The organism is Nonomuraea terrae, assembly GCF_044465245.1.
Classification (GTDB): Bacteria; Actinomycetota; Actinomycetes; order Streptosporangiales; family Streptosporangiaceae; genus Nonomuraea; species Nonomuraea terrae.
Genome location: NZ_JBITLL010000001.1, coordinates 325788 through 351156, shown reverse-complemented (window position 1 = coordinate 351156; position 25369 = coordinate 325788). Strand labels below are relative to the sequence as shown.

The window sequence follows — 25369 nt, the reverse complement described above, 5'->3', positions numbered from 1 at the left end:
CGGCCCCACCCACGAACCATCGGCACGCGTGACCCGCACCGCCGAGACCGTTCGCCTACCGCTACCAGCCCGTTGACCGCGGTCCACGACGGCGTGCGCGATCAGAAGACGACAGCGGTGGCCACCTCTCCTCAGCGAACCCCCCTTCCAGCCTGCTCTGCCGCGCCACGGCGACCCCTTGTAGTCGCGACTACGACTTCACGTCATGGCGTTCGCACGAGGGCCGGGCGGTGACCGACCTTCCCCCTAGACCACTGGGAACCGTCATGACAAAGCAGCGACTTTCCCGCCGGCTCGCCGCCGGCACGGCCACATGCGCCACGTTCGCGCTGGTCGCCGGGTGCGGCGGCGCGGCCGTCTCGCCGTCCCAGGCCGCCCAGCAGGCCAAGCAGAACGTACGCCTGGTCGACAGCACGCCCGCCGCCACGGGCCCGCTCGACAAGGCCACCTGGTTCATGCCCAAGGAGCCGGCCACCCTCGACCTCGACAACGACGCCGCGGGCGCCACCACCGACACCGTCATGGGCAACGTCTGCGAACGCCTCGTCCAGGCGCAACCCGACCTGACCGTCAAGCCCTGGCTCGCCGAGAAGTACGAGTGGAAGACGCCGGAGACGCTCGTCTTCACCATCCGCCAGGGCGTGCGCTTCCACAGCGGCAAGGAGATGACCGCCGACGACGTGGTGTGGAGCATGAACCGGCACGCCGCCGACGGCGCCAACGAGTCCGACGAGTACGAGAACGTCAGCGAGGTCACCAAGACCGGCCCCCATGAGGTGACGGTCACGATGAAGCAGGCCGACGCCGTGTTCCTGAAGGCGCTGGCCGGCACGGGCGGCGTCGTCCTCGAGCGCGAGGCCGTCGAGTCCCAGGGCGACGCCTTCGGCACGCCCCGCGGCGACGACGCGTGCACCGGGCCGCTGGAGCTGAAGGCATGGGAGTCCGGGCGGCAGATCGTCCTGACCAAGGCCGCCGACTACTGGAACCAGGAGCGCGCCTCGAAGACCGGCGAGCTCACCATCCGGTGGGCGGACGACGACGCGGTGGTCAACTCGCTGCTCACCGGCGAGGCCGACGGCGCGTACCTGGAGAACATCGCGTCGGCGACCCGGCTGGCCGGCGGCCCGAACACGACCGTCAGCCAGGGCCCCGACACCCGGGTCTGGAACTCGATGGTGACCGAGCGCGGCGGGCTCGCCGACGTACGGCTGCGCAAGGCGCTGTCGCTGGCCCTCGACCGGGACGGCGTCTCCCGCGCCGCGCTCGCCGGCCTCGGCGTGCCGGCCGCCGAGCCGGTCGGCCCCGGCGCGTGGGGGTACGAGGCCGGCACGTTCCGCGCGGCCTCGGAGAAGCTGGCCGCGAACGCGCCCGCCAAGCCCACCCCGCAGAGCATCGAGGCGGCCAAGAAACTCGTCGCCGAGGTCGGCGCCACCCAGCAGATCGTGGTCGCCAGCGACGGCACCACCGGCCGCGACGTGATCGCCAACGCGATCGTGGACGCCGCGAAGAAGATCGGCCTCGACGCCCGCATCATCCAGATCCCGCCCCAGCAGTACGGCGACTACTACAGCGACGCGGAGTTCAGGAAGCAGGCCGACCTGTTCACCGACGACTACTTCATCTCGAAGAACGACCCGGTCGGCTTCTACAAGAACGGCGCCTCCGACTCGACCGTCCAGTGGGTGCTCAAGGACCCCGAGTACGACGCCCTCGTGGCCAAGGCCAAGGCCGAGCTGGACGACGCCAAGCGCGCCGACCTCGCCGTCGATCTGGCGCAGCGGTGGGCGGAGGCGATGCCGTGGCTGTCGGTCGTGCAGAGCCCGACCACCGTCGTCCTGGCCAGTGACGTGACCGGGGTTCCCGCCTCCGGCGCGTTCAGGAACTACCCGTGGGCGGCCGACCTCGGGGCGAAGGGCGAGTAGACATGGCGGCGCTCCTCCTGCGACGGCTCGGCGCCATGGTGCTCACCCTGGCCATCAGCTCGTTCGTCATCTTCGTGGCCATCTACGCGGCGCCGGGCGATCCGGTGACGTTCCTGATCGGCAACCCGGAGAACATCACGCCGGAGCGGATCGCGGCGGTGCGCGCGGAGTACCACCTCGACCAGCCGCTGTTCGTGCAGTACGCCCTGTGGGCGCAGGGCATCCTGCACGGCGACCTCGGCACGTCGTTCTACTACCAGCAGCCGGTCTCCGACCTGTTGTCGTCGCGGCTACCGGTGACGTTGACGCTCGTGGGCATGGCGACGGTGCTGTTCGTGGTCCTCGGCGTCTCGCTGGGCGTCGCCTCGGCGCTGAGCAGGGGCGGCCGGGCCGACTCGTGGATCACCGGCGGCACCACGTTCGTGAACTCCGTCCCGAACTTCGTGGTGGCGCTGGGCCTCGTGTCGGTGTTCGCGGTGCAGCTGCGCTGGTTCCCCGTGGCCGGCGAGGGCGCCGGTTTCGCCGGCCGGCTGCGGCACCTGACGCTGCCCGCGGTCGCTCTGGCGCTCGGGTCGCTGGCGCTCATCAGCCGGGTGACCAGGCAGACCATGGTCGAGCAGCAGACACTCGACCACGTCGAGGCGGCGCGCAGCTACGGGCTCGGCACCTGGGCGATCGTGACCCGGCACGTGCTGCGGAACTCGCTCGGCCCGGTCGTCACGATGTGCGGGCTGACCCTGGCCGGGATGCTCGCGGGGACCACGGTCATCGAGAGCGTCTTCGGCATCAGCGGGGTCGGCAACCTGCTGGTGGAGTCGATCAACACGCACGACTTCGCCGTGGTGCAGGCGATCCTGCTCTACATGGTGCTCGCGTACATGGTGGTCACCATGCTCGTGGATCTGATCTATCCGCTCCTCGACGCGCGCACCCTCGTAAGGAGTGAGCGATCGTGACGATCGACGACATCGGCGCGCGCGCCGCCTCGGCACCGGTCGCCGACCGGCGCAGACGTTCCCCGTGGACGTTCCGGGTCTGCGTCGCGATCCTCGGCGTGGCCGTGGCCGCGGCGGTGTTCGCGCCGCTCGTCGCGCCGTACGCGCCCGACGCCACGGATTTCTCCGCCATCTGGGCGCCGCCCGGTCCCGCGCACTGGCTGGGCACCGACCAGCTGGGCCGCGACATCCTGTCACGGGCGATCCACGGCGCGCGGCCCAGCCTGCTCGGGGCCATCGCGCTGCTCGCCTTCGCGACGGTGCTGGGCGTGCTCATCGGGGTCGTCGCCGCCTGGCGGCGCGGCTGGGTGGACACCGTGCTCGCCCGGATCACCGACGTCATGTTCGCCTTCCCCGGGCTGCTGTTCGTGGTGCTCATCATCGCGGTGTTCGACCGGGGGCCGGCGACCGCCGTCATCGGCATGGGTCTGGCGTTCGCGCCGCTGATCGCGAAGTTCACCCGGGCGATCGCGCTGGAGGAGCTGGCGCGGCCGTACGTCGACGCCTACCGCCTGCAGGGCGTCGGCGGCGTCCAGCTGATCGGCCGGTACCTGCTGCCCAACCTGATGCCGACCCTCGTCGGCTACCTCGTGGTGCTGTTCGGGGAAGGGCTGATGAGCCTGGCCTCGCTCAACTTCCTCGGGTTCGGGGCGCAGCCGCCCAGCTCCGAATGGGGCCTGATGGTGCAGGAGGGCCGCGCCGGCGTGATCCAGGGCGTCCTCGGGCCCGCCCTCATCCCCGGGCTCACGATCGCGGTCGTCGTCGTCGCGACCAACGTCGTCGGGGTCCGCCTTTCCGACAAGCTCGCCGTGAGGACGTGACGCGCATGTTGCTGGCGATCGAAGACCTCCACCTGTCGGTGCCCTCCCCGGAGGGCTCCCGGCAGATCCTGCGGGGCGTCTCCCTCGACGTCTCCGAGGGAGAGACGGTGGGGCTGGTCGGCGAGTCCGGCTCCGGCAAGTCCACCACGGCGCGGGCGGCGCTGCGGCTGCTGCCCGAGCGCGCGTCGTTGTCGGGCGCGGTCTCGGTCTGCGGGCACGACGTGGCCGCGGGCGACCAGGCCGTGGTGCGGAAGGTCCGTTCCGAGCTGGCCGCCATGATCTTCCAGGAGCCGAGGGCCGTGCTCAACCCGGTGCGCCGCATCGGCAGTTCGGCCACCGAACGGCTCGTGCACGTCCACGGCGTCGCCAAGGCCGAGGCGCGGCGGCGGATCGCCGCGCTGTTCGGCGAGGTGGGGCTGGACGACACCGACCGGCTGCTGCGGGCGTATCCGCACCAGCTGTCCGGCGGCATGCTGCAGCGCGTGGTGATCGCCGCGGCGCTGAGCACCGGCCCGCGCCTGCTGCTCGCGGACGAGGCGACCAGCGCGCTCGACGTGACCACACAGGCGGAGGTGCTGGCCCTGCTGCGGCGGCTGCAGCGGGAGCGGGAGATGGGCGTCCTGTTCATCACTCACGATCTGCAGCTCGCCGCCGCCTACTGCGACCGCGTGTACGTGATGAAGGACGGCGCCGTGGTGGAGCACCAGGAGGCCGGCACCATCTTCGTCAGCCCGGCGGACCCGTACACGAAGGCGCTGGCGGACGCCGTCCCGCGTCTTCCCCAGCGCGACGACACCATGGAGGCGTCCGCATGAGCGAGGCGGTGCGGGTCAGCGGGCTGACCAAGACCTATCCGGCGCGGCGCGGCGGCGCCCGCGTGGTCGCCGTCAAGGACGTGAGCTTCGAGCTGGCCAAGGGCGAGTCGCTCGGCCTGGTCGGCGAATCGGGCTCCGGCAAGACCACGCTCGCCCGCATGCTGGTGGGCCTGGCCCGCCCCGACGCGGGCACGATCGTGATCGACGGCCGCACCCGGCAGGGGAAGGAACGCGGCAGGGCCGCGCGTCTGCGCAGGGCCAAGGAGGTCCAGATGGTCTTCCAGGACCCGTACGTTTCGCTGGACCGGCGGCTGAGCGTCGAGGCGGCGCTGCGCGACGTGTTGCGCCGGCACCTGCCCGACCCGGCCAAGGACACGGTGCAGGCGCGGATCTCCGAGCTGATGGGCCACGTCGGCCTCTCCGGCAAGCATCTCGGCTCGCGGCCCCACGAGCTCAGCGGCGGGCAGCGGCAGCGGGTCGCCATCGCCAAGGCGCTCGCGGTGGATCCCGCGGTGCTGGTGCTGGACGAGGCGGTGTCCGCGCTGGACGTCTCCGTCCAGGCGCAGATCCTCGCCCTGCTCAACCGGATCCGCGCCGAGACCGGCGTGAGCCTCGTGTTCGTCACGCACGACCTGGCCGTGGTCAACGAGGTGACCGGTCAGATCCTGGTGATGTACAAGGGCGAGGCCGTCGAGCGCGGCGTCACCGCCGAGGTGCTGCGCCGGCCCCGGCATCCCTACACCGACATGCTGCTGTCGTCCGCGCCGGGGCCGAACTGGCGGCCCGAGCGCGTCGCCGAGCTCCGGGCCGCCTTCGCGGGCACGCCGTGACGCTCCCAGCGACGCGCGCGGCGACGCTCCCAGCGATCAAGGAGATTTCATGAAAGTGCTCGTACTGCCCGGCGACGGCATCGGCCCGGAGATCGTCAGCGCGACCCTGGAGGTGCTGGACGCGACCGGTCTCGGGTTGGAGGTCGAGGTCGCCGACATCGGGTTCGCCGCCCTGGTCCGGCACGGCACGACGCTGCCGCAGCCGGTGCTCGACCGGGTCCCCGAGGTGGACGGCGTGATCCTGGGCCCGGTGTCGCACTACGAATACCCGCCGCGCGAGGAGGGCGGGCTCAACCCCTCCGCCGAACTGCGCATCCGGTTCGAGCTGTTCGCGAACATCCGCCCGTGCCGGTCGAGATCGGACCTCAGCGTGCTGCGCGCCCCGATGGACCTGGTCATCGTCCGGGAGAACACCGAAGGCTTCTACTCCGACCGCAACATGTACGCGGGCAGCGGCGAGTTCATGCCGGACGCCGGCAGCGCGTTCAGCATCAGGAAGATCACCGCGCGGGGCTGCGAACGGGTGGCCCGCGCGGCGTTCGAGCTCGCCCGCGGGCGCCGCGGCAAGGTGACGGCGGTCCACAAGGCCAACGTGCTCAAGCTCTCCGACGGGCTCTTCCTGCGCGTGGTCCGCGAGGTCGCCGCGGAGTTCCCCGACGTCGAGCTGGAGGAGCTGATCGTGGACGCCGCCGCGGCCGCGCTCATCCGGCGGCCGGACACGTTCGACGTGATCGTGACCACCAACATGTTCGGCGACATCCTGTCCGACGAGGCGGCGGAGCTGTCGGGCAGCCTCGGCCTCGGCGGCTCGCTCAACGCCGGGCACGAGGTCGCGGTGGCCCAGGCGCAGCACGGCTCCGCGCCCGACATCGCGGGCAAGGGCGTGGCCAATCCCACCTCGCTCATCCTGTCCGCGGCGATGCTGCTCGACTGGCGAGGCCGCCGCGACGGGAACGACGACCTGATCGCGGCGGCGGCCGACATCGAGTCGGCCGTGGAACGCGTGCTCGACCAGCCGGCGACCCGCACCCCCGACCTCGGCGGGAACCTCGGCACCGCCCAGTTCGCCGCTCACGTGGCGGCTCGGCTGCGCCGCGAGAGCTGACCCCCTTTCGAAAGGAAACCCTTGCCCTCCTCCCTCAACCCCGCGACCGGCGAGCCCATCGCCGACTACGATCCGCATCCACCCGAACACACGGACGCCGTCCTGAGCGCCGCCGTGGCGGCCCAGCGCGACTGGCGCGCGACCCCCGTCGCCCGGCGGCTCCCCCTGCTGAGCGCCATCGCCCGCGAACTGCGGGCCGATGCCGACCGTTTCGCCCGGCTGATCACGCAGGAGATGGGCAAGCCGATCACGGAGGCACGGGCGGAGATCGAGAAGTCGGCCTGGACGCTCGACCACTACGCCGGGCACGCCGAGCGTTACCTCGCCCCCGAGCCCGTCGCGTCCGGCGCGACGGAGAGCACGGTCGTCCTCGAACCGCTCGGCGTGCTGCTGGCCGTCATGCCGTGGAACTATCCGTTCTGGCAGTTCTTCCGCTTCCTCGCGCCCGCGCTGGCGGCAGGGAACGGCGCGGTGCTCAAACACGCGAGCAACGTGCCGGCCTGCGCGCTGGCGCTCGAAGAGCTCGTACGGCGGGCCGGCGCCCCGCCCGGGCTCTGTTCCACGCTGCTCACCGAGCCCGCCGCGGTCGCCGATCTCATCGCCGACGACCGGATCGCGGCCGTCACCCTCACCGGCTCCACCGAGGTCGGCGCGCTGGTGGCCGCGCAGGCCGGCGCGCACCTGAAGAAGCACGTCCTGGAGCTGGGCGGCTCGGACCCGTTCGTCGTGCTCGCCGACGCCGATCTGGACGAGGCCGCGACGGCGGCCGTGCGGTCGCGGTTCAACACCGTCGGCCAGAGCTGCGTCAACGCCAAACGTTTCGTCGTGGACGAGAGGGTCGCCGGCGCCTTCGTGCAGCTGGTCGCCGAGAAGACCGGCGCGCTGATCATGGGCGACCCCATGGACGAGGCCACCCAGATCGGGCCGCTCGCCCGGGCGGACCTCCGCGACACCCTGCACGACCAGGTACGCCGCACCGTGGCGGCCGGGGCGAGCCTCCTGCTGGGCGGCAACCCGGTCCCCGGCCCCGGCTTCTTCTACCCGCCCACCCTCCTCGACCACGTCACCCCGGACATGGCGGCGTTCCGCGAGGAGACGTTCGGGCCGGTGGCGAGCGTGACGCGGGTCGGCGGGCCCGAGGAGGCGATCGAGCTGGCCAACCGGACCGAGTACGGCCTCGGCGCCGCCCTGTGGACCTCCGACCTCGACCAGGCGCGCCGGCTCGTCCCCCTCCTCGACGCGGGCGCGGTCTTCGTCAACGGCATGGTGGCCTCCGACCCGCGCCTGCCGTTCGGCGGGATCAAGAAGTCCGGCTACGGCCGGGAGCTCGGCTCCTACGGCATCAGGGAGTTCGTCAACGTGAAGACCGTCTGGTTCGGCCCGGCGGTGACGGCATGAGCTCGATCTTCCGTCCCGACGAGCTGCCGGCCAAGGACCGCGGCGCCGGAGCGCGCACGGTGCCGCTCGTGACGAGCGCCCGGGGCGCGACGACCTTCCTCAACGGCATCACGAGCTTCGAGCCAGGAGCGGTGATCGGGCACCACACGCACAACGTCGCCGAATCCGTGATCGTCGTCCAGGGCGACGCCGTCGTGGACATCGACGGCGTCCGCACCCCGCTGCGCACCTTCGACACCACGTTCGTGCCGGCCAACGTCCCCCACCACTTCGAGAACGCCTCCGGCACGGCGCCCATGAAGATCTTCTGGACGTACGCGTCCGTCGAGGCGACCAGGACGCTCGTCGAGTCGGGCGAGCACTCCCGCATCGACGCCGAGCACCCCGGCGGGCCCGCCGGCCCGGCGGGCCTCGTGCACGAGAGCGCGCTGATCACCGTCCTGCCCGGCCATGAGGAGCGGTTCGAGGCGGCGGTCGCCGAGGCCGCGCCGCTGTTCCAGCGGGCGAAGGGGGCGCGCACGTTCGTCCTGGAGCGCTCGCACGAGAATCCGCGGCAGTATCGCCTCGTCGTCGGCTGGGAGTCGATCGACGACCACACCTCGGGATTCCGCGGCTCACCCGCGTTCCGGCGATGGCGTGAGCTCATCGGCGACACGATCGCCGGCCTGCCGGAGGTCACCCACTTCCGGCATGTGCTGACCGCCTTCTGACCCCCCACGATCGAGGAGTACGTCCCCCATGCCCACCACCGTCGACCCCGACCCCCAAGGGTTCTACTTCATCGGCGGGACCCCGTTCTTCGCCTCCCGCCACGACCAGCGCATCTCGTACGCCCTGTACGTCCCCAAGGACCACACGCCCCAGGCGGCGCCGCTGCCGCTCGTCGTCATCCAGCACGGCACCGGCCGCTCGGCGGAGCTCTACCGGGACCGGTGGAAGAGCTTCGCGATCGAGCACCGCTGCGTCATCCTCACGCCGCTCTTCCCGGCCGGGCTGGTGGAGCCGAGGGAGCTGCACAGCTTCAAGTTCCTCTCCTACGGCGGCATCCGTTTCGACGAGGAGCTGCTGCACATCGTGGACGAGGTCGGCGAGGTGTTCAACACCGAGACCGCCCGGTTCTACCTGCACGGATTCTCCGGAGGCGGGCAGTTCGCGCACCGCTTCTTCTACGTCCATCCCGATCGGCTGGCCGGCGTGTCGATCGGCGCTCCCGGCCGGATCACCCGGCTCGACGACTCCGTGCCGTGGTGGCTCGGCACCGGCGGGTTCGAGGAGATCTTCGGCACCGGGATCGATCTCGCGGCCATGCGGAAGGTGCCGGTGCAGATGGTGGTCGGCGGCGACGACGTCGAGACCTGGGAGATCAACAACGTCGGCGGCCCCAACTGGCTCGACGGCGTGGAGCAGACCGGCCGCACCCGGATCGAGCGGCTGGAGTGCCTGCGGGCGAACTTCGACGAGCACGGCATCCCGGTGCGCTTCGACGTCGTCCCCGGCGTCGGCCACCGGGGCAGCGCGGTGATCCCCGCCGTCCAGGAGTTCCTCGGGAAGCTGCTGAACGAGCGCCGCACCCGCTAGAGACCGGCCGGCTTCCGGCCCACCCACGAGAGCCCGCCCACCGCCCCACACACACGAGAGAACGGTATTCGTGACTCCTCCGCTCCCTGAAGGGAGCGGCTTCTCGCTAAGCCGCTTCCGCAGCCCGGCGAAGGGCAAGCCCTGCCCTCAAGATGTTGATCGCCGCGTTCACATCAGCGTGCGCAGCATGACCGCACGCCTGACATCGGAACTCGGCCTGGGTGACGCGGTTCTCCCTCACGCAGTGCCCGCAGCGGGCGCACGTGCGGGAAGTGCCGGCAGGGTTCACCGCGATCAGCTCTCGACCGGCCCTCTCAGCCTTGTGCGACAGGATCGTCAGGAACACCCCCCAACCCGCGTCCAAGATGTTTCGGTTGAGCCCGGACTTCTGCGCGACGTTCCGGCCGGGCGCCTCGACCGTGCCGGACGCCGAACGGGTCATGTTCGCGATCCGCAGGCCCTCGTGCACGATCACGTCATAGCCGCGCACCAGCGCGTTCGCGACCTTGTGCGCGTAGTCGACCCGCTGACGGCCGACCTTGCCGCACAGGGCGGCGATCCGTGCCACCTCCTTGAGGCGGCGCGTGGACCCGCGTTTCTTACGGGCCAGGTCCCGCTGAGCCGCCGCGAGACGATCGGCGGTCGCGGCGAGGCCCCTCACCGGCCGGTGCCGGTGCACCGGCACATGCCCGCCGCCCTGCAACCGCACGAACGTAGCCGAGGGATGTCCGGGCTGGGAATCCCACCGGCAGCCGTCGCCGTCCCTGGGCCACTCCACCGCGTCGAACCAGCCCCGCCCCTTGAACCGCGGAAAGCCCGGTGTGCGCCCGGCCTCGACGCGTGCGAAGAACGCGGCGAACGCCTTGTCGAGCCGCCGCAGAGTGGCCTGCTGGGAAGAGAACGACCACCGGGCCTGGCCTTCGGGGCCGTCGGCGCGGATGTGCTTCAACTCGCCCGACTGATCGCCGTACCGGATCGTGACACCAGCCTTGGCGTAGGCGGTGCGGCGGTGCTCCAGCGCGGCGTTGTACAGCTGCCGGTGATCCTCCAGGCACTGCGTGAGCGCGACGGCCTGCTTACCGGTGAGGCGCAACAGGAACCTGAACGACCTGCGCACCCCCACCTCCCACGCTCGGTAACGAGACGACCACGGTATCGGCCGGCACCGACAAAACCCGGAAGGACATCTGTGATCCGCAGACCCGGCAGGTCAGGGCACGCTCGGGCCTTGACGGCCCTCCCGCTCCCGATTCCCCCGACGGCTGAAGCCGCCGGTCCCCTCGGGAGGTTCTGATGGCGAACGACCACGCGACCATCGACATGCGCCCGGTGCACGCCTTCCTGGAGGAGCTGGCGGAGCGGGACATGCGGCTGCACTCCCTGATCGTCCACCGGCACGGGCGGACGGTCCTCGACCTGTGGCAGTGGCCGCACGAACCCCACCTCAAGCACAAGATCCACTCGGCCACCAAGAGCTTCACCGGCACCGCGATCGGGTTCGCCGAGGCCGAGGGCCTGCTCGGGCTGGACGACCCGGTGGTGAGCTTCTTCGACGGACGGCTGCCGGCCCCGCCGACGGAGAACCTGAGCCGCATGCGCGTCCGCGACCTGCTGACCATGCAGACGGGCCACGGCCGCGGCCTGTCCGGCGCGACGACCCGCCTGCGCCAGACGGGGTGGATCGGCGAGTTCTTCGAGGAGCCGGTGGTGGAGCTGCCGGGCCGCTGCTTCGTCTACAGCAGCACGACCAGCCATGTCCTGTCGGCGATCGTGCAGCGGGTGTCCGGTCAGCCCGTGGACGAATACCTGCGCCCGCGCCTGTTCGAGCCGCTGGGCATCACGGACTTCGCCTGGGAGCGCGACCCCGAGGGCGTGGCCAGCGGCGGCAACGGCCTGTCGATGCGCCCGCGCGATCTGCTGTCGTTCGGGATCCTCTATCTCCAGGACGGGATGTGGCAGGGCGAGCGCGTCCTGCCCCCAGGCTGGGCGCAGAAGGCCTCCGCCCTCCACGTACGCCGCGCCATCAGCGGCACGTGGAACGGCAGGGAGCTGCTGCCGCCCGCTCCGGACGCCGTCGCGGACTCCGGGTACGGCTACCAGTTCTGGACGACCGAGGACCGGATCTACAACGCCTCCGGCATCTTCGGCCAGGAATGCATGATCTTCCCCGACCAGGGCGGCGTGGTCGTGGTCACGGGCGCCATGGGCGAGGACACGTACCACGACCTGCCGGAGATGCTGCGCAGGACGTTCAGGAAGGCGTTCGACGGCGCGGAGCGGGAGGACGACGGGGTCGAGCAGTGGGTGCGGCGCGCCCGCGAGCCAGAGCCGCTGCGGCCCTCGGCGTGCCGGTCCGCCTTCCGCGAGACGTACGACTTCAAGCCCAACGAACACGGCGTCGATTCGCTGTCGGTCGACGTGACGGCGGACGCGGTGCTGCTCGTGATCGAGGACGAGCACGGCCGGCACACCGTCGAACACGGTGTCGGCCGGTGGCTCAGGCAGCACACCGGCGTGAGCGTGTGGCGGCTGCACCACTCCTACCAGGACGCCCGCGCCCCGATCCTGGCCGCCGCCGAGTGGACTTCCGCGGACGTCCTGCGGCTGACGTGGCACTTCCTCGAAGCGCCGTTCATCGACACGCTCACGCTCCGGTTCGACGCGGACGGCGTCACCGTCGAGCACGAGGTCAACGTCAACTCCGGCCCGACCGCGCTCCCCGCCGTCCGCGGGCTGCGCCGCATCTAGCACGCCCTATTTGGAAAGCCCCAGGAGGCAAACGGTGCTGTCACAGGTGTTGTCACAACTCGCAGCGGCCGATCCGAACCCGGACCCGGCGGCGTGGCGGATCATCACGAAGATCGCCTACTTCGCCGGCCTGATCGGGACGTTCGGCGGCACCCTGCTTCACGTGCTGGTGGTGCACCCCGTGCTGTCCCGCTCGCCGGTGAATCCGGCCCACCGCGATGTCCTGCGCCGTCGCGCCGCGCTGATCCTGGCCGCCGTCGGCACGTGGTTCCTCGTGGCGCTGTACTTCCAGCTCGCCGGGAAGGGGGCGCGGGTCAAGGGCCAGGAGATCCCGTACTCCGAGGCGGTGCTGCCGGGACGGGTGCTCGGCTACCTCACCGCGCCCGCCCAGCCCGGCGAGTGGATGTCCGCCGGCGCCCAGGCGGCGGTCCAGTACGGGCTGTGGGCGTTGTCGGCGGTCATGCTGATCCTCCTGTGGCGCTCCAGCCTGCACGCCCGCCTCACCCGCGTCGCCGGCGCGGCCTACGTCATCGCGTTCCTCGCCTACGCCGTCACGTGGGTGCCGACGGATCCGGGCGCGGAGACGTTCGACAGCGTGCTCGGCAGCGTCCTCGACCACGCGCACGTGTTGTCGGTGTCGACCTGGGTCGGCGGGATCGCCGGGCTCGCGCTGCTCGCCACGGCCCACCGCCGCCTGTCCCCCGGCGCGGGAGCCGTGTGGGCGCGGATCTGGTCGCGCTTCAGCGTCGTCGCGCTGACCGCCGTGGGCGGCATGGTCGTCAGCGGATCATGGCTGGCCTGGAAGAACGTGGGTGGCGCCGGCGACCTGCTCACCACCGAGTTCGGCCGGTTCCTGCTGGTCAAGCTCGTGCTGGTGGGCACCATGGTCGCGATCGGCGGGCTGCACGAGTTCGTCCTCATGCCGCGCATCGCCAGGGCGCGGGCGGCCGGGCAGGAGGGCTCGGTGTTCCGGCTCGCCGTACGCGTCATCCCCCGGCTCGTCGCCGTGGAGGCCGTGCTGGGGCTCGGGGTGCTGGTCGTGCTCACCTTCCTGACCGGGTCGGCCAGGGCGGAGAGCGGCTCGGCGGAGCCCGTGGTCAGCGGCGGAGTGATCATGATGGGGGTGCTGCTGGTCGCCGTGGTCGTGACGTCGTTCGTCACCACGGCAAAGATCTCCGCCCGGCTCGGCCGCACCGCCGCGGACCCCGCGGGCGGATGAGCGTCTTCACCGGGAACGCGAAAACGGCCCGTCGTGACGACGGGCCGTTTCCGGAAGGTGCGCCGCCAGGGACTCGAACCCCGGACCCGCTGATTAAGAGTCAGCTGCTCTAACCAACTGAGCTAGCGGCGCAACAGATGTAACTCTATCAGCCGCCGAACAGTGCCCGCGCCTGTCTTTCAGCCCAGCCGGCCCGCCAGCCTCTCGTACGCTCCGATCACCAGGTCCCAGAATCCCTTCACGTCGAGAGAGGTCGCCACCAGCGCGTTGGCCCGCCGGTCGCCGACCTTGAAATCGGTCACCGTCATGCCACGGGTGAACTGCCCGGCGGTCTCCACGTTCACCACGGCCGGCACGCAGGTGAACAAGGACGGGTCCAGCAGGTACGCCACCGCGCACGCGTCGTGGATGGCCGGCCCGCTCTCGGCCGTCACCACCCCGTACGACTGCGCGGCCGGCACCAGCAGCTCCGCCAGCCGCCCGAGCGGCTCCATGCGCTCCAGCACCTGCGTGGTCACCACGGCCGTCAGCGTCACGTCGAGGCCCAGCATCGTCACCGTCCACCCGGCGTCGAAGACGATGGCGGCGGCCTCGGGGTCGGCCAGCATGTTGAACTCGGCCGCCGGGTTGTGGTTGCCACGGGTGTAGGAGCCGCCCATGATGACCAGGTCGCGGGCCCATTCCACGACCCTCGGCTCACGCCGTACGGCGAGGGCGAGGTTCGTCAGCGGGCCCACGGCCACCAGCGTGATCTCGCCGGGCCGCGCGCGCAGCGTCTCCACGATGAAGTCGACCGCGTGGCCCGGCGCGGGCCCCCGCCGCGGCGCGGGCAGCAGCACGTCGCCGAGCCCCGTGGCGCCGTGCACGTGGCCCGCCCTGACGGTGTGCCGCAGGAGAGCCCCGGCGCTGCCGGGCGTGACCGGGACGTCGCCGAGCTCCAGGAACTCGCGCAGCGCCAGCGCGTTCGCGGTGGTCAGCGAGAGGTCGACGTTGCCGCCCACGGTGGTGATGCCCACAAGGTCGAGGGAGGATCCGGCGGTCAGCGCCAGGGCGAGCGCGTCGTCGATGCCGGGATCGCAGTCGATGAGAACCTTCGTCACGTCCGCAGCGTACGCATGAACCCGGACGAAGCACACACGTGACCCCGGGCATGGATCGGGCCGGGCAGTTCCCCCAAAGCTGCCCGGCCCGATCGGTGGCGGTCCAGGCCGACGCTTTCCCCCAAAAGCGCCGGCGGTCCCGCACTTTGCGAACCGCGGTCCCCCTCCGCGTCCGCATCGGTGAAGGTCCTCGGCCAGTCGCCAGAGCTACTGACCTGGTACAACGCTACCGAGGCGAATGCAACGGTCGCGTCATAACGGGGTCGAATATCGGTTTAATCCATTTACGGAAGTTCCAACCGCACGTCAGTGCCGTCCTGGAGTGTCCTGCTCACCGTGCAGTGCTTCTCGTGCACCCGTTCGGCGACCGCCCTGAAGACCTCGTCGGCCGCCTCCGACGGCAGCTCCACGTCGTACGTGACCGTCACCGGCCCCAGCTTGTTGCTCTCCACCTTCTCCGCCTGGACGGTCATCTCCAGCCGCACCAGCCGGTGCCCCCGCTTGGCGGTGAGCGGCTCGACGGTCACGATGTTGCACCCGCCCACCGCCGCCAGCAGGAGCTCCACCGGGGTGAACACCCCGGCCTCGTCTCCGCCTCCGATCCGCACCTCGGCACCGCGGGCGTTGGTGGCCCGGAATCCGCCGTCTTCAGTCCGCTCGACTCGCACGTTAGCCATGTTTAGAGACCCTACTCAGATGGCTCTCATGTTCGTTCAGCATGGTGAGGCCATGGCTAGCGAGGCGAATGCTCATCATGGCCCGATCCTCTTCTGGTCCGGTGTCGCGGTGGCCGAGTTCGGCGCCCTGCGGCCGGGATTCGGTCACCCGTGGACGCCGGTGGCCTACACCGCCGCGGCACTGCTCGTGGGTGTCGGGTTCCTCACCGTGCAGGCCGCCGACTACCTGCGCACCGAGGAGGCCAGGCAGCGGTTGCGGCTCGGCGGTTACCTGGCCGGCGCGCTGCTGGTGGCCCACCAGTTCAGCTCGACGGCGAACGTGACCGAGCCCGACCGGGTGGGCTCGCTGCTGCTGTACGCGGCGGCGGCCGTGATGGTCATCTGGAACCACCGGGTGCACCCGTCCCGGCCGCGGCTGCTCATCGCCACCGGGCTCGACCCGTCGGCGCTGCGCGAGCGCCTGGCCGGGGAGGCCGACACCGTGGCGGTCTACCGCGCCGACCGCGTCACCGACGAGCTGCGCGAGCTGGAGGCCCGTTACCGCCTCATCCTCGTCGTGGGCTCCGAGCACGACCCGCGCGCGAAGGAACGCGTCAGCGCCTCCGGGCTGAGTCGTGAGATCCCCGACATCGCCGAGCGCGCGGTCGAGGTGGCCGGCCCCCGCGGGTTCCAGAGGTACGTCGCCGGCGCCCTGACCCGGCTGTCCGTTCCCAGGTCACAGGTGAGTTTCAGTTCCCGGCAAAAGGTTTAGCCTGAGCATATGGCCTGTCTGAAAGCGTGGGCGCCGGACAAGGAGGCAAGGTGACGACTTTCCCCGGAAGCGCCCGTGTCGAAATGGTCATGGGCATGCCGGTCAGCGTGGACATCCGCACGGCCCTGCCGGAGCGCGAGCTGACACCCGTGCTCGATGACGCGTTCGCCTGGCTGAGGTGGGTGGACGACACCTTCAACCCCGCCAAGGAGGACAGCCAGGTCGGCCGGCTCAGCCGCGGTCAGACGATCCGCCAGATCCCCGAGCTGATCGAGGTCCTCCACCGCTGCGACGAGCTCAGCGAGGCCACGAACGGCTGGTTCGAGTCGCGTATCAACGGCGTGATCGACCCGTCCGGCTACATCAAGGGCTGGGCGCTGGAGCGGCTGTCCCGGGCGCTGTGCAACGCCGGGGCGGTCGACCACCGCATCAGCGCGGGCGGCGACATCAGGGTGCGCGGCTCGGCGATGCCGGGCACGCCGTGGCGGGTGACCGTACGCGATCCGCGCACCGGCGTCGTGCGCGCGGTCGTCCACGCCCACGACATGGGCATCGCGACCTCGGGGCGCAGGCCCATCGTCAACCCGCGCACCGGCAAGGTTCAGGAGGGGCTCGGCTCGGTCACCGTGGTCGGCCCCGACCTGGGCGTGGCCGACGCGTACGCCACCGCCCTGTACGCCATGGGCGCCGTGCTGGCTCGCCGTTTCGCCGCCGACCTGGCGGCGTCGGGGCCGTACGAGACCATGATCATCACGCGGGACGGCCAGGAGACCACCACGCCGGGCTTCACCCGCCACACCGGCGCGGCCACCCGCCTGGCCGTCTGACCCGCGGGCACACGGGACGGCCCGGCCGAGACGACCGGGCCGTCCACCTCTGCCGGCTAGGCGTCGGGGTGTTGGCGCAGGTATTCGATGTAGATCGGGCGCAGGGCCTCGCCCAGCTTGCCCTCGCCGGCGGCGATGGCGTCGCTGAGCAGCGCGGAGACCTTGCTGAGGTCGTTGGCGCTCTCGGTGGTGTGGCCGCTGGCGGCCTCGGCGGCCGGGATCACCTTCAGCAGGTCCCACAGGAACCCCAGGTCGCCGTGGCGGACGGCGTAACGCACCGCGCGCTCGTGCAGTTCGTGGGCCGGCAGCGACTCGAGCTCGTTCACGTCCATCTTGCTTCCTCCCCCTGCACGCCCTTCCCTCCGCCGTCAGCCCATAACTCGGAGGCATCGTAGAGGTACGGACCTATCGCGGCCCCCGTGCCGAAGTGGGAGGATCAAGCAGCGTGAGATTCATCATCAGAACCCTCGCGGCAGCGGTGGCCCTGTGGGTCGCCATCCAGCTCGTCGACGGCATCGACGTGGCCGCCCCGTCCAACTCGGCCAGATACTGGGGCGTCCTGCTCGTCGTTGCGTTGATCTTCGGCGTCGTCAACGCCATCGTCAAGCCGATCGTGAAGTCGCTGGGCTGCGCGATCATCGTGCTGACCCTGGGGCTGTTCCTGCTCGTCATCAACGCGGCGATGCTGCTGCTGACGGGCTGGATCGCCGGCCAGCTGGACATCCCCTTCCATGTCGACAACTTCTATCCGGCCGCCTTCTGGGGAGCCATCATCGTCAGCCTGGTGAGCTGGCTGCTCGGCCTCTTCATCCCCGACAACGACTGACCTTCTCCCCGGCGGCGCTCACGACAGCGGGGCGACCGAGCTGCGTTCGCGCAGCATGGGACGCTGGACGACCCGGCGGCGGCGGGCCCCGCCGTCGGCCGCCGCCGCGACCAGCCGGACGGCCGCGCGCACGATGCCGTCGATGTCCCAGTCGACGGTGGTCAGGCCCGGCGAGAGCAGCCCCGACATCGGGTGGTCGTCGTAGCCCATCACCGACACGTCGCCCGGGATCGACAGCCCCAGCTCCTGCGCCGCCGCGTAGACCCCGTAGGCGATGGAGTCGGCGAAGCAGAACACCGCGCTCGGCCGCTTTCCCGACAGCAGCTCATGGGCGGCGCCGGTGGCGGCGGCCAGGCCGTGGGAGGCGGTGACGACCTCGATGTCGAGCCCCAGCCGGTCGGCCTCGGCCGTGACGTGGACGTCGGCGGGCCGGTCGGGCGTGCTGGCCCGGGTCGGCGTGAGCACGGCGATGCGGCGGTGGCCCGACGAGCGCAGATGCTCCAGGGCGAGCGTGACCCCGCGCCGGTTGTCGAAGACGACCTCGCCGGCCGTGCCCGCGATCGAGTCGCCGATCGCCACCACCGGAACCGACTCGCACAGCTCGCGCCAGAACTCCGCCGCCGGGTCGATCGGCTGCACGATGAGACCGTCGACCCGCTGGTCGCGCAGCTGCCGGGCGAGCGCCCGCTCCCTGCCGGGATCGCCGACCGCGTCGAGGATCAGGGCGTAGCGCTCCTTCTCCCGCAGGCCCCTGCTGATGCCGACGGCCAGCGACTGCTGCCAGAGGTCTTCGAGCGAGCCGCACAACACGCCGATCATGCCGCTGCGGCCGCTGGCCAGCGCCCTGGCGATGGGATCGGCCTCGTAGCCGAGCTCGGCGGCGGCGGCGCGCACGCGCTCCATGGTCTCCTCGGAGACCTGCAGGCCGCGCAGCGCGTAGGAGACGGCCGCCGGTGACAGGCCCGTGGCCTGCGCCACCTCACGGATCGTGGCTCTCTTGCGAGGCATTCCGACAGCCTATTCCGTGACGCCGACACAACGGTGTTAGCCGCGACGGCACATTTACCTGTAATGTCAGTAGGGATTTGGGGGAGGAATCCGTGAGCATCGACGTGCACCAGCACCTGTGGACGCCTGCGTTCGTCGCGGCGCTGCGGGCCCGTACGTCGCCGCCCCGGCTGGACGGCTGGACGCTGCTGCTCGACGGCGAGCCGCCGTACGAGGTGGATCCGGCCGACCACGAGCGGCGCGACACCGGCGGCCTGGAGCTGGCGCTGGTGTCGCTGTCGAGCCCGCTGGGCGTCGAGTTCCTGCCGCCCGGGGAGGCGTGGCCGTTGATCGACGCCTACCACGAGGGCGCGCTGGGGCTGGGCGAGCCGTTCGGGGCGTGGGCGGCCACCTGCCACAGCGAGCCCGATCCCGACCGGCTGGCGGCCGATCTCGACCGGGGGTTCGCGGGCCTGCAGATCCCGGCCACGGCGGTGCCGGACGACCGGCTGCTGGAGGTGCTGACCGCGCGCGACCTGCCGCTGTTCGTGCACCCGGGACCGGCCGCCGCGCCGGCCGGCATGCCGGCGTGGTGGCCCGCGCTGGTGCCGTACGTGCAGCAGATGCACGCGGCCTGGCACTCCTTCCACGCCGTCGTACGGCCCCGGCATCCGCGGCTGCGCGTCTGTTTCGCGCTGCTCGCGGGCCTCGCGCCGCTGCACACCGAGCGCCTGACCGCCCGGGGCGGCGGCCGCGGCCTGGTCGACCCGAACTTCTTCGTGGAGACCTCGTCGTACGGTCCGCGCGCGATCGACGCGATCGTCCGCGAGCTGGGGATCGACGTCGTGGTCAACGGCTCCGACGCCCCCTACGCCACCGCCCCCCGCCCCGGCCTCGGCGCCGCCGCCGATCACGCCATCAAGGTCGTCAACCCCCGTCGTCTACTGAACAGAGAGGAGTCTCGTAAGTGAGTACGAACCAGATCAAGGGCGGGGGTACCTGCGCCGCACTGCCGGAGCGGACGCTGGACCGGCGCGAGCTGCGGGAGCTGGTCGACACGCTGGCCGCGCGGCCCGAGGAGTGGCGCCAGGAGGTCAGCTTCCCCGAGGACGGCGGGCGGCACTACGCCTCGCTCTACCGGGACGCGTACGTGGACGTCTGGCTGCTGTGCTGGCGTCCCGAGGACGACACGGGCTGGCACGACCACGACATCTCCTCCGGAGCCGTGCACGTGGTGCGGGGCGCGCTGCAGGAGTGCAATCCGCGCATCGGCGGCGAGCACCTGGAGACGGTGGTCACGGAGGGGCAGTCGTTCTCGTTCGGGCCGGACCACATCCACCGGCTCACCGGGGCGGTGGACGAGAGCGTCTCGATCCACGCGTACTCACCGCCGCTGTGGCGGCTCGGGCAGTACTCGATCGACGGCTCCGGCGTGATGCGGCGCGTGTCGGTGAGCTACGCCGACGAGCTCAGGCCGATGGACGAGCCGATCGAGTCGGTGGCCTGAGCACGCAGCAGCTCCCGCAGGGCTCCACGTCGGGCAGCGTGATCCACAGGCAGCACGTCCTGCGGAAGTAACCCTCCGCGGCGGGCTCGACCAGCCCGTCGACCGGCGGGCCGATCTCGCGCAGCAGCCGCAGGTAGTCGCCGGGCACGATCGAGGTCAGCGGCTGGGCGATCGCCTCCGCCGTGGAGCCCCACAGCGTGCGCTCACCCACCTTGGCCAGCGCGTTGACGGCCCGGATCAGCGGCAGCTGCGACTCCTGGAGCGCGCCGGCGATCGCGCCCGCGCCGGCGCCCCAGCTCACGCGCGTGGCCGCGATCGTCACCCCGGCCCCGGACACCTGGAAATACGTGTCCGCGAGCCGCATGAGCGGCACCCTGCCGTCCAGCGCCCAGCCGAGGGCCATCGGCAGGGTGTGCCAGTAGCCGTAGGTCTTCCAGAACAGCGCCGCGCCGACGTGCCGCGGGGCGTTCCAGCGCGCGGCCGTCTCGTCCACCAGCCCCGCCAGCAGCGTGTACGGCTCCCGCACGAGCTCACCGACCGGCGTCCAGGTCGCGTCGGGCTCGGTGACGAGGCCCGGCTCGACCCCGATCACCCCGCCACGCTCGTCGGCCAGCCGCTGGAGCGTCTCCGTCAGCACCATGGTTAGAGGCTAGCCTTGCCTAAAGTCGCGGGGCGCCCGGCGAACCAGCCGGCCACGATCTGCACGACCAGCACGCCGAGCCCGGTGAGCAGCGGCACCGTCCAGCCGCCCGACAGCTGCCGCAGGAACCCGAACGCCAGCGGCCCGAACGCCGCGATCACGTAGCCGACCGACTGGGCCACGGCCGACAGCGCGGTCACCGTCGCCGGGTCGGCCGGCCGCAGGGCGATGATGAGCAGCGCCAGCGCGAACGAGGCCCCCTGCCCGATCCCGAGCACGACCATCCAGAACCACGGCAGGGTCGTGGGCACGAGCAGCACGCCGAGGTAGCCCGCCACGGTCAGCAGCCCGGCCCCGACGACGTACGGCACCTGCGAGGCCCGCCGGCCGGCCAGCACGGGGACGGCGAGCGAGGTGCCGACCTGGACCAGGTTCGTCAGGCTGAGCAGATAGCCGGCCTGGTCGGCGGGCAGCCCGGCCTCCAGGAAGATCGTCGGAAGCCAGGCCAGCATGACGTAGAAGGTGAGCGACTGCAGGCCCATGAGGGCGGTGACGTACCAGGTGACGCGGCTGCGCAGCACCGTGCCGAAATGGCGGGGGCCATTCGCGGCGCGTTCCTGGCGACGCAGCGCCTGGGGCAGCCACAGCAGGGCCGCCAGCAGCGCGGGCACGGCGAGCAGGGCCGAGACGCCGCGCCAGCCGTACCCGGTGACGTGTTCGAGCGGGATCACCACGGCGGAGGAGATCGCGGCGCCGCCGACCACCATGGAGACGTAGACGCCGGTCATGAGGTTGACCCGGGTGGGGAAGTGGTGCTTGACGATGCCGGGCATGGACACGTTCATGACGGCGATCGCGATGGCGGCCAGGGCGGAGCCGAGGTAGAGGACAAGGGCGCCGTCGAGGCCGCGCAGCGACACGCCGGCGGCGATCACGACCAGCCCGGCGAGCAGCGTGCGGTCGAGCCCGAAACGCCGGGCGAGCAGCGGTGTGAGCGGGCCGAACACGCCCAGGCAGACCACCATGACGGTGGTGATCGCGCCGCCGCCCGCGGGCGTGAGGCCCGCGTCGTTCATGATCTCGTCGAGGAGGGGGGAGACGCCCGCGATGGCGGGGCGCAGGTTGAGCGCGGCCAGTGCGAATCCGGCCACGAGCAAGACGGATCTCAACGACATAGTCGAACACTCTGGCACACCTGCCTGACAACGTTGTCCGCCCCTCCGGAGTACGCGATGATCCTGGTGTGAGACCGACGATGAAGGACGTCGCCTCGGCGGCCGGCGTGGCGCTCAAGACCGTCTCGCGCGTGGTGAACGGCGAGCCCGGCGTCCATCCCCAGACCGCCGAACGGGTGCGGGCGGCCATCGACCTGCTCGGCTACTCCCGCAACGAGAGCGCCCGGGTGCTGCGCAGCGGGCGGACCGCCACGATCGGGCTGGTCATCGAGGACGTGGCCGACCCGTTCTACGCGGGCCTGAGCAGGGCCGTCGAGGACGTCGTCATCGAGCACGGATGCCTGCTGCTGAGCGGCTCGTCGGGCGAGGAGCCCGGCAGGGAGCGCGAGCTGGTCGAGACGTTCTGCGCGCGGCGGGTCGACGGCCTGATCGTGGTGCCGGCCGGTGACGACCACTCCTACCTGCGGCCGGAGCTGGACGCCGGCACCGCCGTGGTGTTCGCGGACCGGCCGCCCGAGCCGGGGGTCGACGTCGACACCGTGCTGGCCGACAACGCAGGAGGGGCCCGGCGGGCGGTCCGCCACCTGCTGGAGCACGGTCACCGCAGGATCGCCTTCCTCGGCGACGATCCGGCGATCTTCACGGCGGCCGAGCGGCTGCGCGGTTACCGCGAGGAGCTGGGTGACCGGTTCGACCCCCGGCTGGTGTCGATGCGGTCGCCCTCGGCGGCGGGCGTACGCGCCGAGCTGGACCGGCTGTTCGGCCTGGACGACCCGCCGACGGCACTGTTCACCGGCAACGGCCGCTACACCGTGACCACGCTGCGGGCCCTGGGGAGGCGGCGGGTGGCGCTGGTCGGGTTCGACGACTTCGAGCTGGCCGACCTGCTCGACCCCGGGGTGACCGTGGTGGCGCAGGATCCGGCGCGGATGGGGCAGGTGGCGGCCGAGCTGCTGTTCCACCGCGTGACCGGCGACGCGGGCCCGTCCCAGCACGTCGAGCTCCCGGTCCAGCTCATCGTCCGCGGCTCCGGCGAACTCCCGGCCAAGGCGTAGACCTGGCGCGTGCGGGCCCCGCCTGCTGGACGGCGGCGCGTTCTGGGGCGGGGCGGAGGGCGGGGGTCAGGGCGAGGGCGACGACGACGCCGGCGGCGCCCGCCACGGCGATGGCGTGGGCCGGTGCGATCACCTCGCCCAGCACTCCCACGAGCGCCGCGCCGGCCGCCTGACCCGACATCAGCCCCGCGTTCTGCAGCCCGAACGCCTGCCCGCGCACCTCCTCCGGCACCGCCTCCACGAACCGCCGCTGCAAGCCCAGCTGGTACGCCAGCCCGGCCCCGGCCACCCCCGCGCAGACGGCCGCCCAACCCACCCCCGGCGAGGCCGCGAACCCCAGCCATGGCGCCCCGAGCAGCACCGCGAGCGGCAGCGACAGCCGTTCGCGCAGCGCCGGCGCGGCGAACCGGCCCACGGCGAACTCCCCCACCGCCATCCCGCCCGCCGCCGCGGCCAGCACGACGCCCGCCTCCCCTTCGCCTCCCAGGTACGGCACCACCATGGCCTCCGCCCCGGCCATGCACACGCACGGCAGCCAGCAGGCCAGCAGCAACCCGCGCACCGGCCCGTCGGCCAGCAGTCGCCGGTTGACGCGCAGCGTCTGGCGTACGGCCCCCGGCCCGGCCGCGCCTGCCTGGCGTACGGCCCCTGGACCGGCCGCGCCTGCCTGACGTGCCGGACCAGGCCCGGCCGCGCCCCGCGCCGGCTGGTACGGCAGCCCCGTCCGCAGCACCACGGCGGCCACGACGGCCATCGCGGCCGTGGCGGCCAGCGCCGAGGACGGCCCCGCGAAGGCCAGGAACGCGCCGCCTGCCGCCATGCCCGCGATCTGCGCCCCGGCCGACACCATGGTGAGCACCGAGCGGCCCAGCACGAACGCGTCCCCGGGCAGCACCTCGGGCAGCATGGCGTTGCGCGCGGCGAGGAAGACCGGCGAGAACAGCCCCGTGGCCACCACCAGCGTCAGCATCGCCCACACCGGCAGCCCGGCGTAGGCGAGCAGCAGGCACGTGACCGCCCTGACCAGCTCCCCGGCCACCATCAGCCCGCGCGCCGGGATCCGGTCGGCCAGCGAGAGCAGCAACAACCCACCCAGAAGGTACGGAAGCCACCCGGCCATGTAGGCGGCGGCCGACAGCCCGGGCGACCCGGTCTGGGTGTACACCAGCACCGACAGGGCCAGCATCTTGATCTGGTCGCCGCCGATCATCAGCGCGAAGCTGCCGAACAGCACGCGGAACTCCTTGACGGCGAACACCTCGCCGAACGTCGCACCTTTCATGGACCCGATGCTGCGGCCACCCTCTGCCCCGGAGCGAGTTATTCGGATATAACCGAAAAGTGCAGGTGACGATCGAGGTCGTCCCCCAGGATCTGGTGGCGAGCAGGTTCGCGATCTCCCCGTTGATCGAGACCATGCACGCCCAGTGGGTGCTCGCCGGGCGCTACCGCGTGGGTGCGCACCGGGAATGGGCGGCGCGGTGGCGGGAGACGTACCGGGGGCTCGCGCGGCAGTACCCCGTGCTGCGGGCCGCGGCCGTGATCAGCGGCAACAAGGGGGCGGACAACGTCGACTTCATCGCCCCTCCCCCGACGGCGGTGGACGTGCCGTTCGAGGCGGAGCTGGCCGCCATGCGGGCGACGCCGCCGGAGCAGGCGCACGCGGAGATCACCAGGGTGCTGGCCGAGCGTCCGCCGGCGGCCGAGTGGGTGCGGGACCTGCTGCTGGGGCCCGACGTGGTGGAGCTGTTCGCCGAGGCGTACGCGGCGGTCTGGACGGAGATCCTCTCGCACGACTGGCCGCGCTTCCGCGCGGTCCTGCAGCGGGACGTGGCACAGCGGGCCGGGCGGCTGGCCGCCTACGGCTGGCAGGCGGCCCTGGAGGACTTCGGGCCGCAGGTCCACTGGCGGGCCGGAGGCCGGATCGAGATCGGGGCGGCCTCGGCCGGACGGGTCCACCGGCTCGGCGGGAAGGGGCTGCTCTTCCTGCCGTCGGCGTTCATGGGCGAGATCGCCGCCTATCTGGACGACGCCTGGCCGTACGCGTTGATCTACCCGGCGCGGGGCACCGCCGCGCCGCCGCCCCCGCCCGGTGGCGGGCTCGCGGCGCTGATCGGGCGCAGCCGCGCGCGCCTCCTCGTCGAGCTGGCCGAGCCCGCCACCACCACCCAGCTCGCCGCCCTGCTCGGGCAGAGTCCGGGGACGACGAGCGAGCACCTGACGGCGCTGCGCCGGACGGGCCTGATCGTCGGGACCCGCGTCGGCCGCGGCGTCCTCTACACCCGGACCCCCCTGGGTGACGCCTTGGTCACCGGTTACCCTGCGGCCTGAAGACATCGAGAACTGCGTCGGACCGCCGAATCGCGCATATCATCGATTGCGCATCGGTTCAG

The 25369-nt window shown here is 71.8% G+C and carries 26 protein-coding genes and 1 tRNA gene; 18 read left to right on the top strand and 9 right to left on the bottom strand.

Features of this window, described 5'->3' with window-relative positions; genetic code table 11:
* Positions 1–266: 266 nt before the first annotated feature.
* From ACIBP6_RS01660 to ACIBP6_RS01620, 9 genes are read left to right on the top strand one after another with little or no spacing between them, the layout of a single operon-like run.
* Complete coding sequence (locus tag ACIBP6_RS01660; RefSeq protein WP_397047718.1) at positions 267–1922, top strand: ABC transporter substrate-binding protein; 1656 nt, start codon at positions 267–269, stop codon at positions 1920–1922.
* Positions 1923–1924: 2 nt separating this feature from the next.
* Positions 1925–2878, top strand: coding sequence for an ABC transporter permease (locus ACIBP6_RS01655; protein ID WP_397047717.1), 954 nt, complete (start codon positions 1925–1927; stop codon positions 2876–2878).
* Positions 2875–3738: an ABC transporter permease gene (locus ACIBP6_RS01650; RefSeq protein WP_397047716.1), complete on the top strand. Its 864-nt coding sequence runs from the start codon at positions 2875–2877 to the stop codon at positions 3736–3738. The genes ACIBP6_RS01655 and ACIBP6_RS01650 overlap by 4 nt, the downstream gene beginning before the upstream one ends.
* A gap of 5 nt (positions 3739–3743) precedes the next feature.
* Positions 3744–4553: an ABC transporter ATP-binding protein gene (locus tag ACIBP6_RS01645; RefSeq protein ID WP_397049266.1), complete on the top strand. Its 810-nt coding sequence runs from the start codon at positions 3744–3746 to the stop codon at positions 4551–4553.
* Positions 4550–5383, top strand: a complete 834-nt coding sequence (locus ACIBP6_RS01640; RefSeq protein WP_397047714.1) for an ABC transporter ATP-binding protein — start codon at positions 4550–4552, stop codon at positions 5381–5383. Before ACIBP6_RS01645 ends, ACIBP6_RS01640 begins: the two co-directional genes overlap by 4 nt.
* Before the next feature lie 49 nt (positions 5384–5432).
* Positions 5433–6488 (top strand): isocitrate/isopropylmalate dehydrogenase family protein, encoded by a 1056-nt coding sequence (locus ACIBP6_RS01635; protein ID WP_397047712.1) that lies wholly within the window; start codon positions 5433–5435, stop codon positions 6486–6488.
* Positions 6489–6509: 21 nt separating this feature from the next.
* Entirely contained in the window at positions 6510–7886 is a 1377-nt protein-coding gene (locus ACIBP6_RS01630; RefSeq protein ID WP_397047710.1) for an NAD-dependent succinate-semialdehyde dehydrogenase, read from the top strand.
* Positions 7883–8596, top strand: a complete 714-nt coding sequence (locus ACIBP6_RS01625) for a cupin domain-containing protein (RefSeq protein ID WP_397047708.1) — start codon at positions 7883–7885, stop codon at positions 8594–8596. The genes ACIBP6_RS01630 and ACIBP6_RS01625 overlap by 4 nt, the downstream gene beginning before the upstream one ends.
* Before the next feature lie 28 nt (positions 8597–8624).
* Positions 8625–9464 (top strand): hypothetical protein, encoded by an 840-nt coding sequence (locus ACIBP6_RS01620; protein ID WP_397047706.1) that lies wholly within the window; start codon positions 8625–8627, stop codon positions 9462–9464.
* Positions 9465–9570: 106 nt separating this feature from the next.
* Here the strand turns inward: ACIBP6_RS01620 and ACIBP6_RS01615 are convergent, their stop codons facing one another.
* Positions 9571–10581: an RNA-guided endonuclease InsQ/TnpB family protein gene (locus ACIBP6_RS01615; protein WP_397047704.1), complete on the bottom strand. Its 1011-nt coding sequence runs from the start codon at positions 10579–10581 to the stop codon at positions 9571–9573.
* A 176-nt stretch (positions 10582–10757) separates the two neighbouring features.
* Between ACIBP6_RS01615 and ACIBP6_RS01610 the strand changes: the two genes are divergently transcribed.
* Entirely contained in the window at positions 10758–12212 is a 1455-nt protein-coding gene (locus ACIBP6_RS01610) for a serine hydrolase domain-containing protein (protein WP_397047702.1), read from the top strand.
* 34 nt (positions 12213–12246) lie between these two features.
* Positions 12247–13431 (top strand): copper resistance D family protein, encoded by a 1185-nt coding sequence (locus ACIBP6_RS01605; RefSeq protein WP_397047700.1) that lies wholly within the window; start codon positions 12247–12249, stop codon positions 13429–13431.
* A 58-nt stretch (positions 13432–13489) separates the two neighbouring features.
* Here the strand turns inward: ACIBP6_RS01605 and ACIBP6_RS01600 are convergent.
* From ACIBP6_RS01600 to ACIBP6_RS01590, 3 genes are all read right to left on the bottom strand, one after another.
* Positions 13490–13563 (bottom strand) — tRNA-Lys (locus ACIBP6_RS01600).
* A 47-nt stretch (positions 13564–13610) separates the two neighbouring features.
* On the bottom strand, positions 13611–14531 hold the full coding sequence (locus tag ACIBP6_RS01595; RefSeq protein WP_397047698.1) for a nucleoside hydrolase: 921 nt from the start codon (positions 14529–14531) through the stop codon (positions 13611–13613).
* Positions 14532–14815: 284 nt separating this feature from the next.
* Positions 14816–15208 carry an OsmC family protein gene (locus ACIBP6_RS01590; RefSeq protein WP_397047696.1) on the bottom strand — a complete coding sequence of 131 codons (393 nt, stop codon included), beginning with the start codon at positions 15206–15208 and terminating at the stop codon, positions 14816–14818.
* 52 nt (positions 15209–15260) lie between these two features.
* Between ACIBP6_RS01590 and ACIBP6_RS01585 the strand changes: the two genes are divergently transcribed.
* Both ACIBP6_RS01585 and ACIBP6_RS01580 read left to right on the top strand, forming a co-directional pair.
* Complete coding sequence (locus ACIBP6_RS01585; protein WP_397047694.1) at positions 15261–15959, top strand: hypothetical protein; 699 nt, start codon at positions 15261–15263, stop codon at positions 15957–15959.
* Positions 15960–16009: 50 nt separating this feature from the next.
* Positions 16010–16786 carry an FAD:protein FMN transferase gene (locus ACIBP6_RS01580; protein ID WP_397047692.1) on the top strand — a complete coding sequence of 259 codons (777 nt, stop codon included), beginning with the start codon at positions 16010–16012 and terminating at the stop codon, positions 16784–16786.
* Between the two features lie 56 nt (positions 16787–16842).
* Here the strand turns inward: ACIBP6_RS01580 and ACIBP6_RS01575 are convergent, their stop codons facing one another.
* Positions 16843–17118 (bottom strand): hypothetical protein, encoded by a 276-nt coding sequence (locus tag ACIBP6_RS01575; protein ID WP_132622175.1) that lies wholly within the window; start codon positions 17116–17118, stop codon positions 16843–16845.
* 113 nt (positions 17119–17231) lie between these two features.
* Here ACIBP6_RS01575 and ACIBP6_RS01570 point away from each other — a divergent pair, with 113 nt between their 5' ends.
* Positions 17232–17612, top strand: a complete 381-nt coding sequence (locus ACIBP6_RS01570) for a phage holin family protein (RefSeq protein ID WP_397047690.1) — start codon at positions 17232–17234, stop codon at positions 17610–17612.
* Between the two features lie 18 nt (positions 17613–17630).
* On the opposite strand, the gene ACIBP6_RS01565 is transcribed toward ACIBP6_RS01570, so the two are convergent.
* Positions 17631–18620, bottom strand: a complete 990-nt coding sequence (locus tag ACIBP6_RS01565) for a LacI family DNA-binding transcriptional regulator (protein WP_132622171.1) — start codon at positions 18618–18620, stop codon at positions 17631–17633.
* 92 nt (positions 18621–18712) lie between these two features.
* Here ACIBP6_RS01565 and ACIBP6_RS01560 point away from each other — a divergent pair, with 92 nt between their 5' ends.
* Positions 18713–19570, top strand: a complete 858-nt coding sequence (locus ACIBP6_RS01560) for an amidohydrolase (protein WP_397047688.1) — start codon at positions 18713–18715, stop codon at positions 19568–19570.
* Positions 19567–20106, top strand: a complete 540-nt coding sequence (locus ACIBP6_RS01555) for a cysteine dioxygenase (protein ID WP_397047686.1) — start codon at positions 19567–19569, stop codon at positions 20104–20106. Before ACIBP6_RS01560 ends, ACIBP6_RS01555 begins: the two co-directional genes overlap by 4 nt.
* Here ACIBP6_RS01555 and ACIBP6_RS01550 read toward each other — a convergent pair.
* Entirely contained in the window at positions 20069–20746 is a 678-nt protein-coding gene (locus ACIBP6_RS01550; RefSeq protein ID WP_397047685.1) for a hypothetical protein, read from the bottom strand. The two genes, ACIBP6_RS01555 and ACIBP6_RS01550, sit on opposite strands and share 38 nt — an antisense overlap.
* Before the next feature lie 2 nt (positions 20747–20748).
* Positions 20749–21921 (bottom strand): CynX/NimT family MFS transporter, encoded by a 1173-nt coding sequence (locus tag ACIBP6_RS01545; protein WP_397047683.1) that lies wholly within the window; start codon positions 21919–21921, stop codon positions 20749–20751.
* Positions 21922–21989: 68 nt separating this feature from the next.
* On the opposite strand from ACIBP6_RS01545, the gene ACIBP6_RS01540 reads away from it, so the two are divergent.
* Entirely contained in the window at positions 21990–22976 is a 987-nt protein-coding gene (locus ACIBP6_RS01540; protein WP_397047681.1) for a LacI family DNA-binding transcriptional regulator, read from the top strand.
* On the opposite strand, the gene ACIBP6_RS01535 is transcribed toward ACIBP6_RS01540, so the two are convergent.
* The gene (locus ACIBP6_RS01535; RefSeq protein WP_397047679.1) at positions 22936–24258 is read right to left on the bottom strand and encodes an MFS transporter; all 1323 of its coding nucleotides are present in this window, start codon (positions 24256–24258) and stop codon (positions 22936–22938) included. The genes ACIBP6_RS01540 and ACIBP6_RS01535 overlap by 41 nt on opposite strands.
* 59 nt (positions 24259–24317) lie before the next feature.
* Between ACIBP6_RS01535 and ACIBP6_RS01530 the strand changes: the two genes are divergently transcribed.
* A complete protein-coding gene (locus ACIBP6_RS01530; protein WP_397047677.1) occupies positions 24318–25307 on the top strand; it encodes an ArsR/SmtB family transcription factor in 990 nt (329 codons plus the stop codon).
* Positions 25308–25369: the final 62 nt, after the last annotated feature.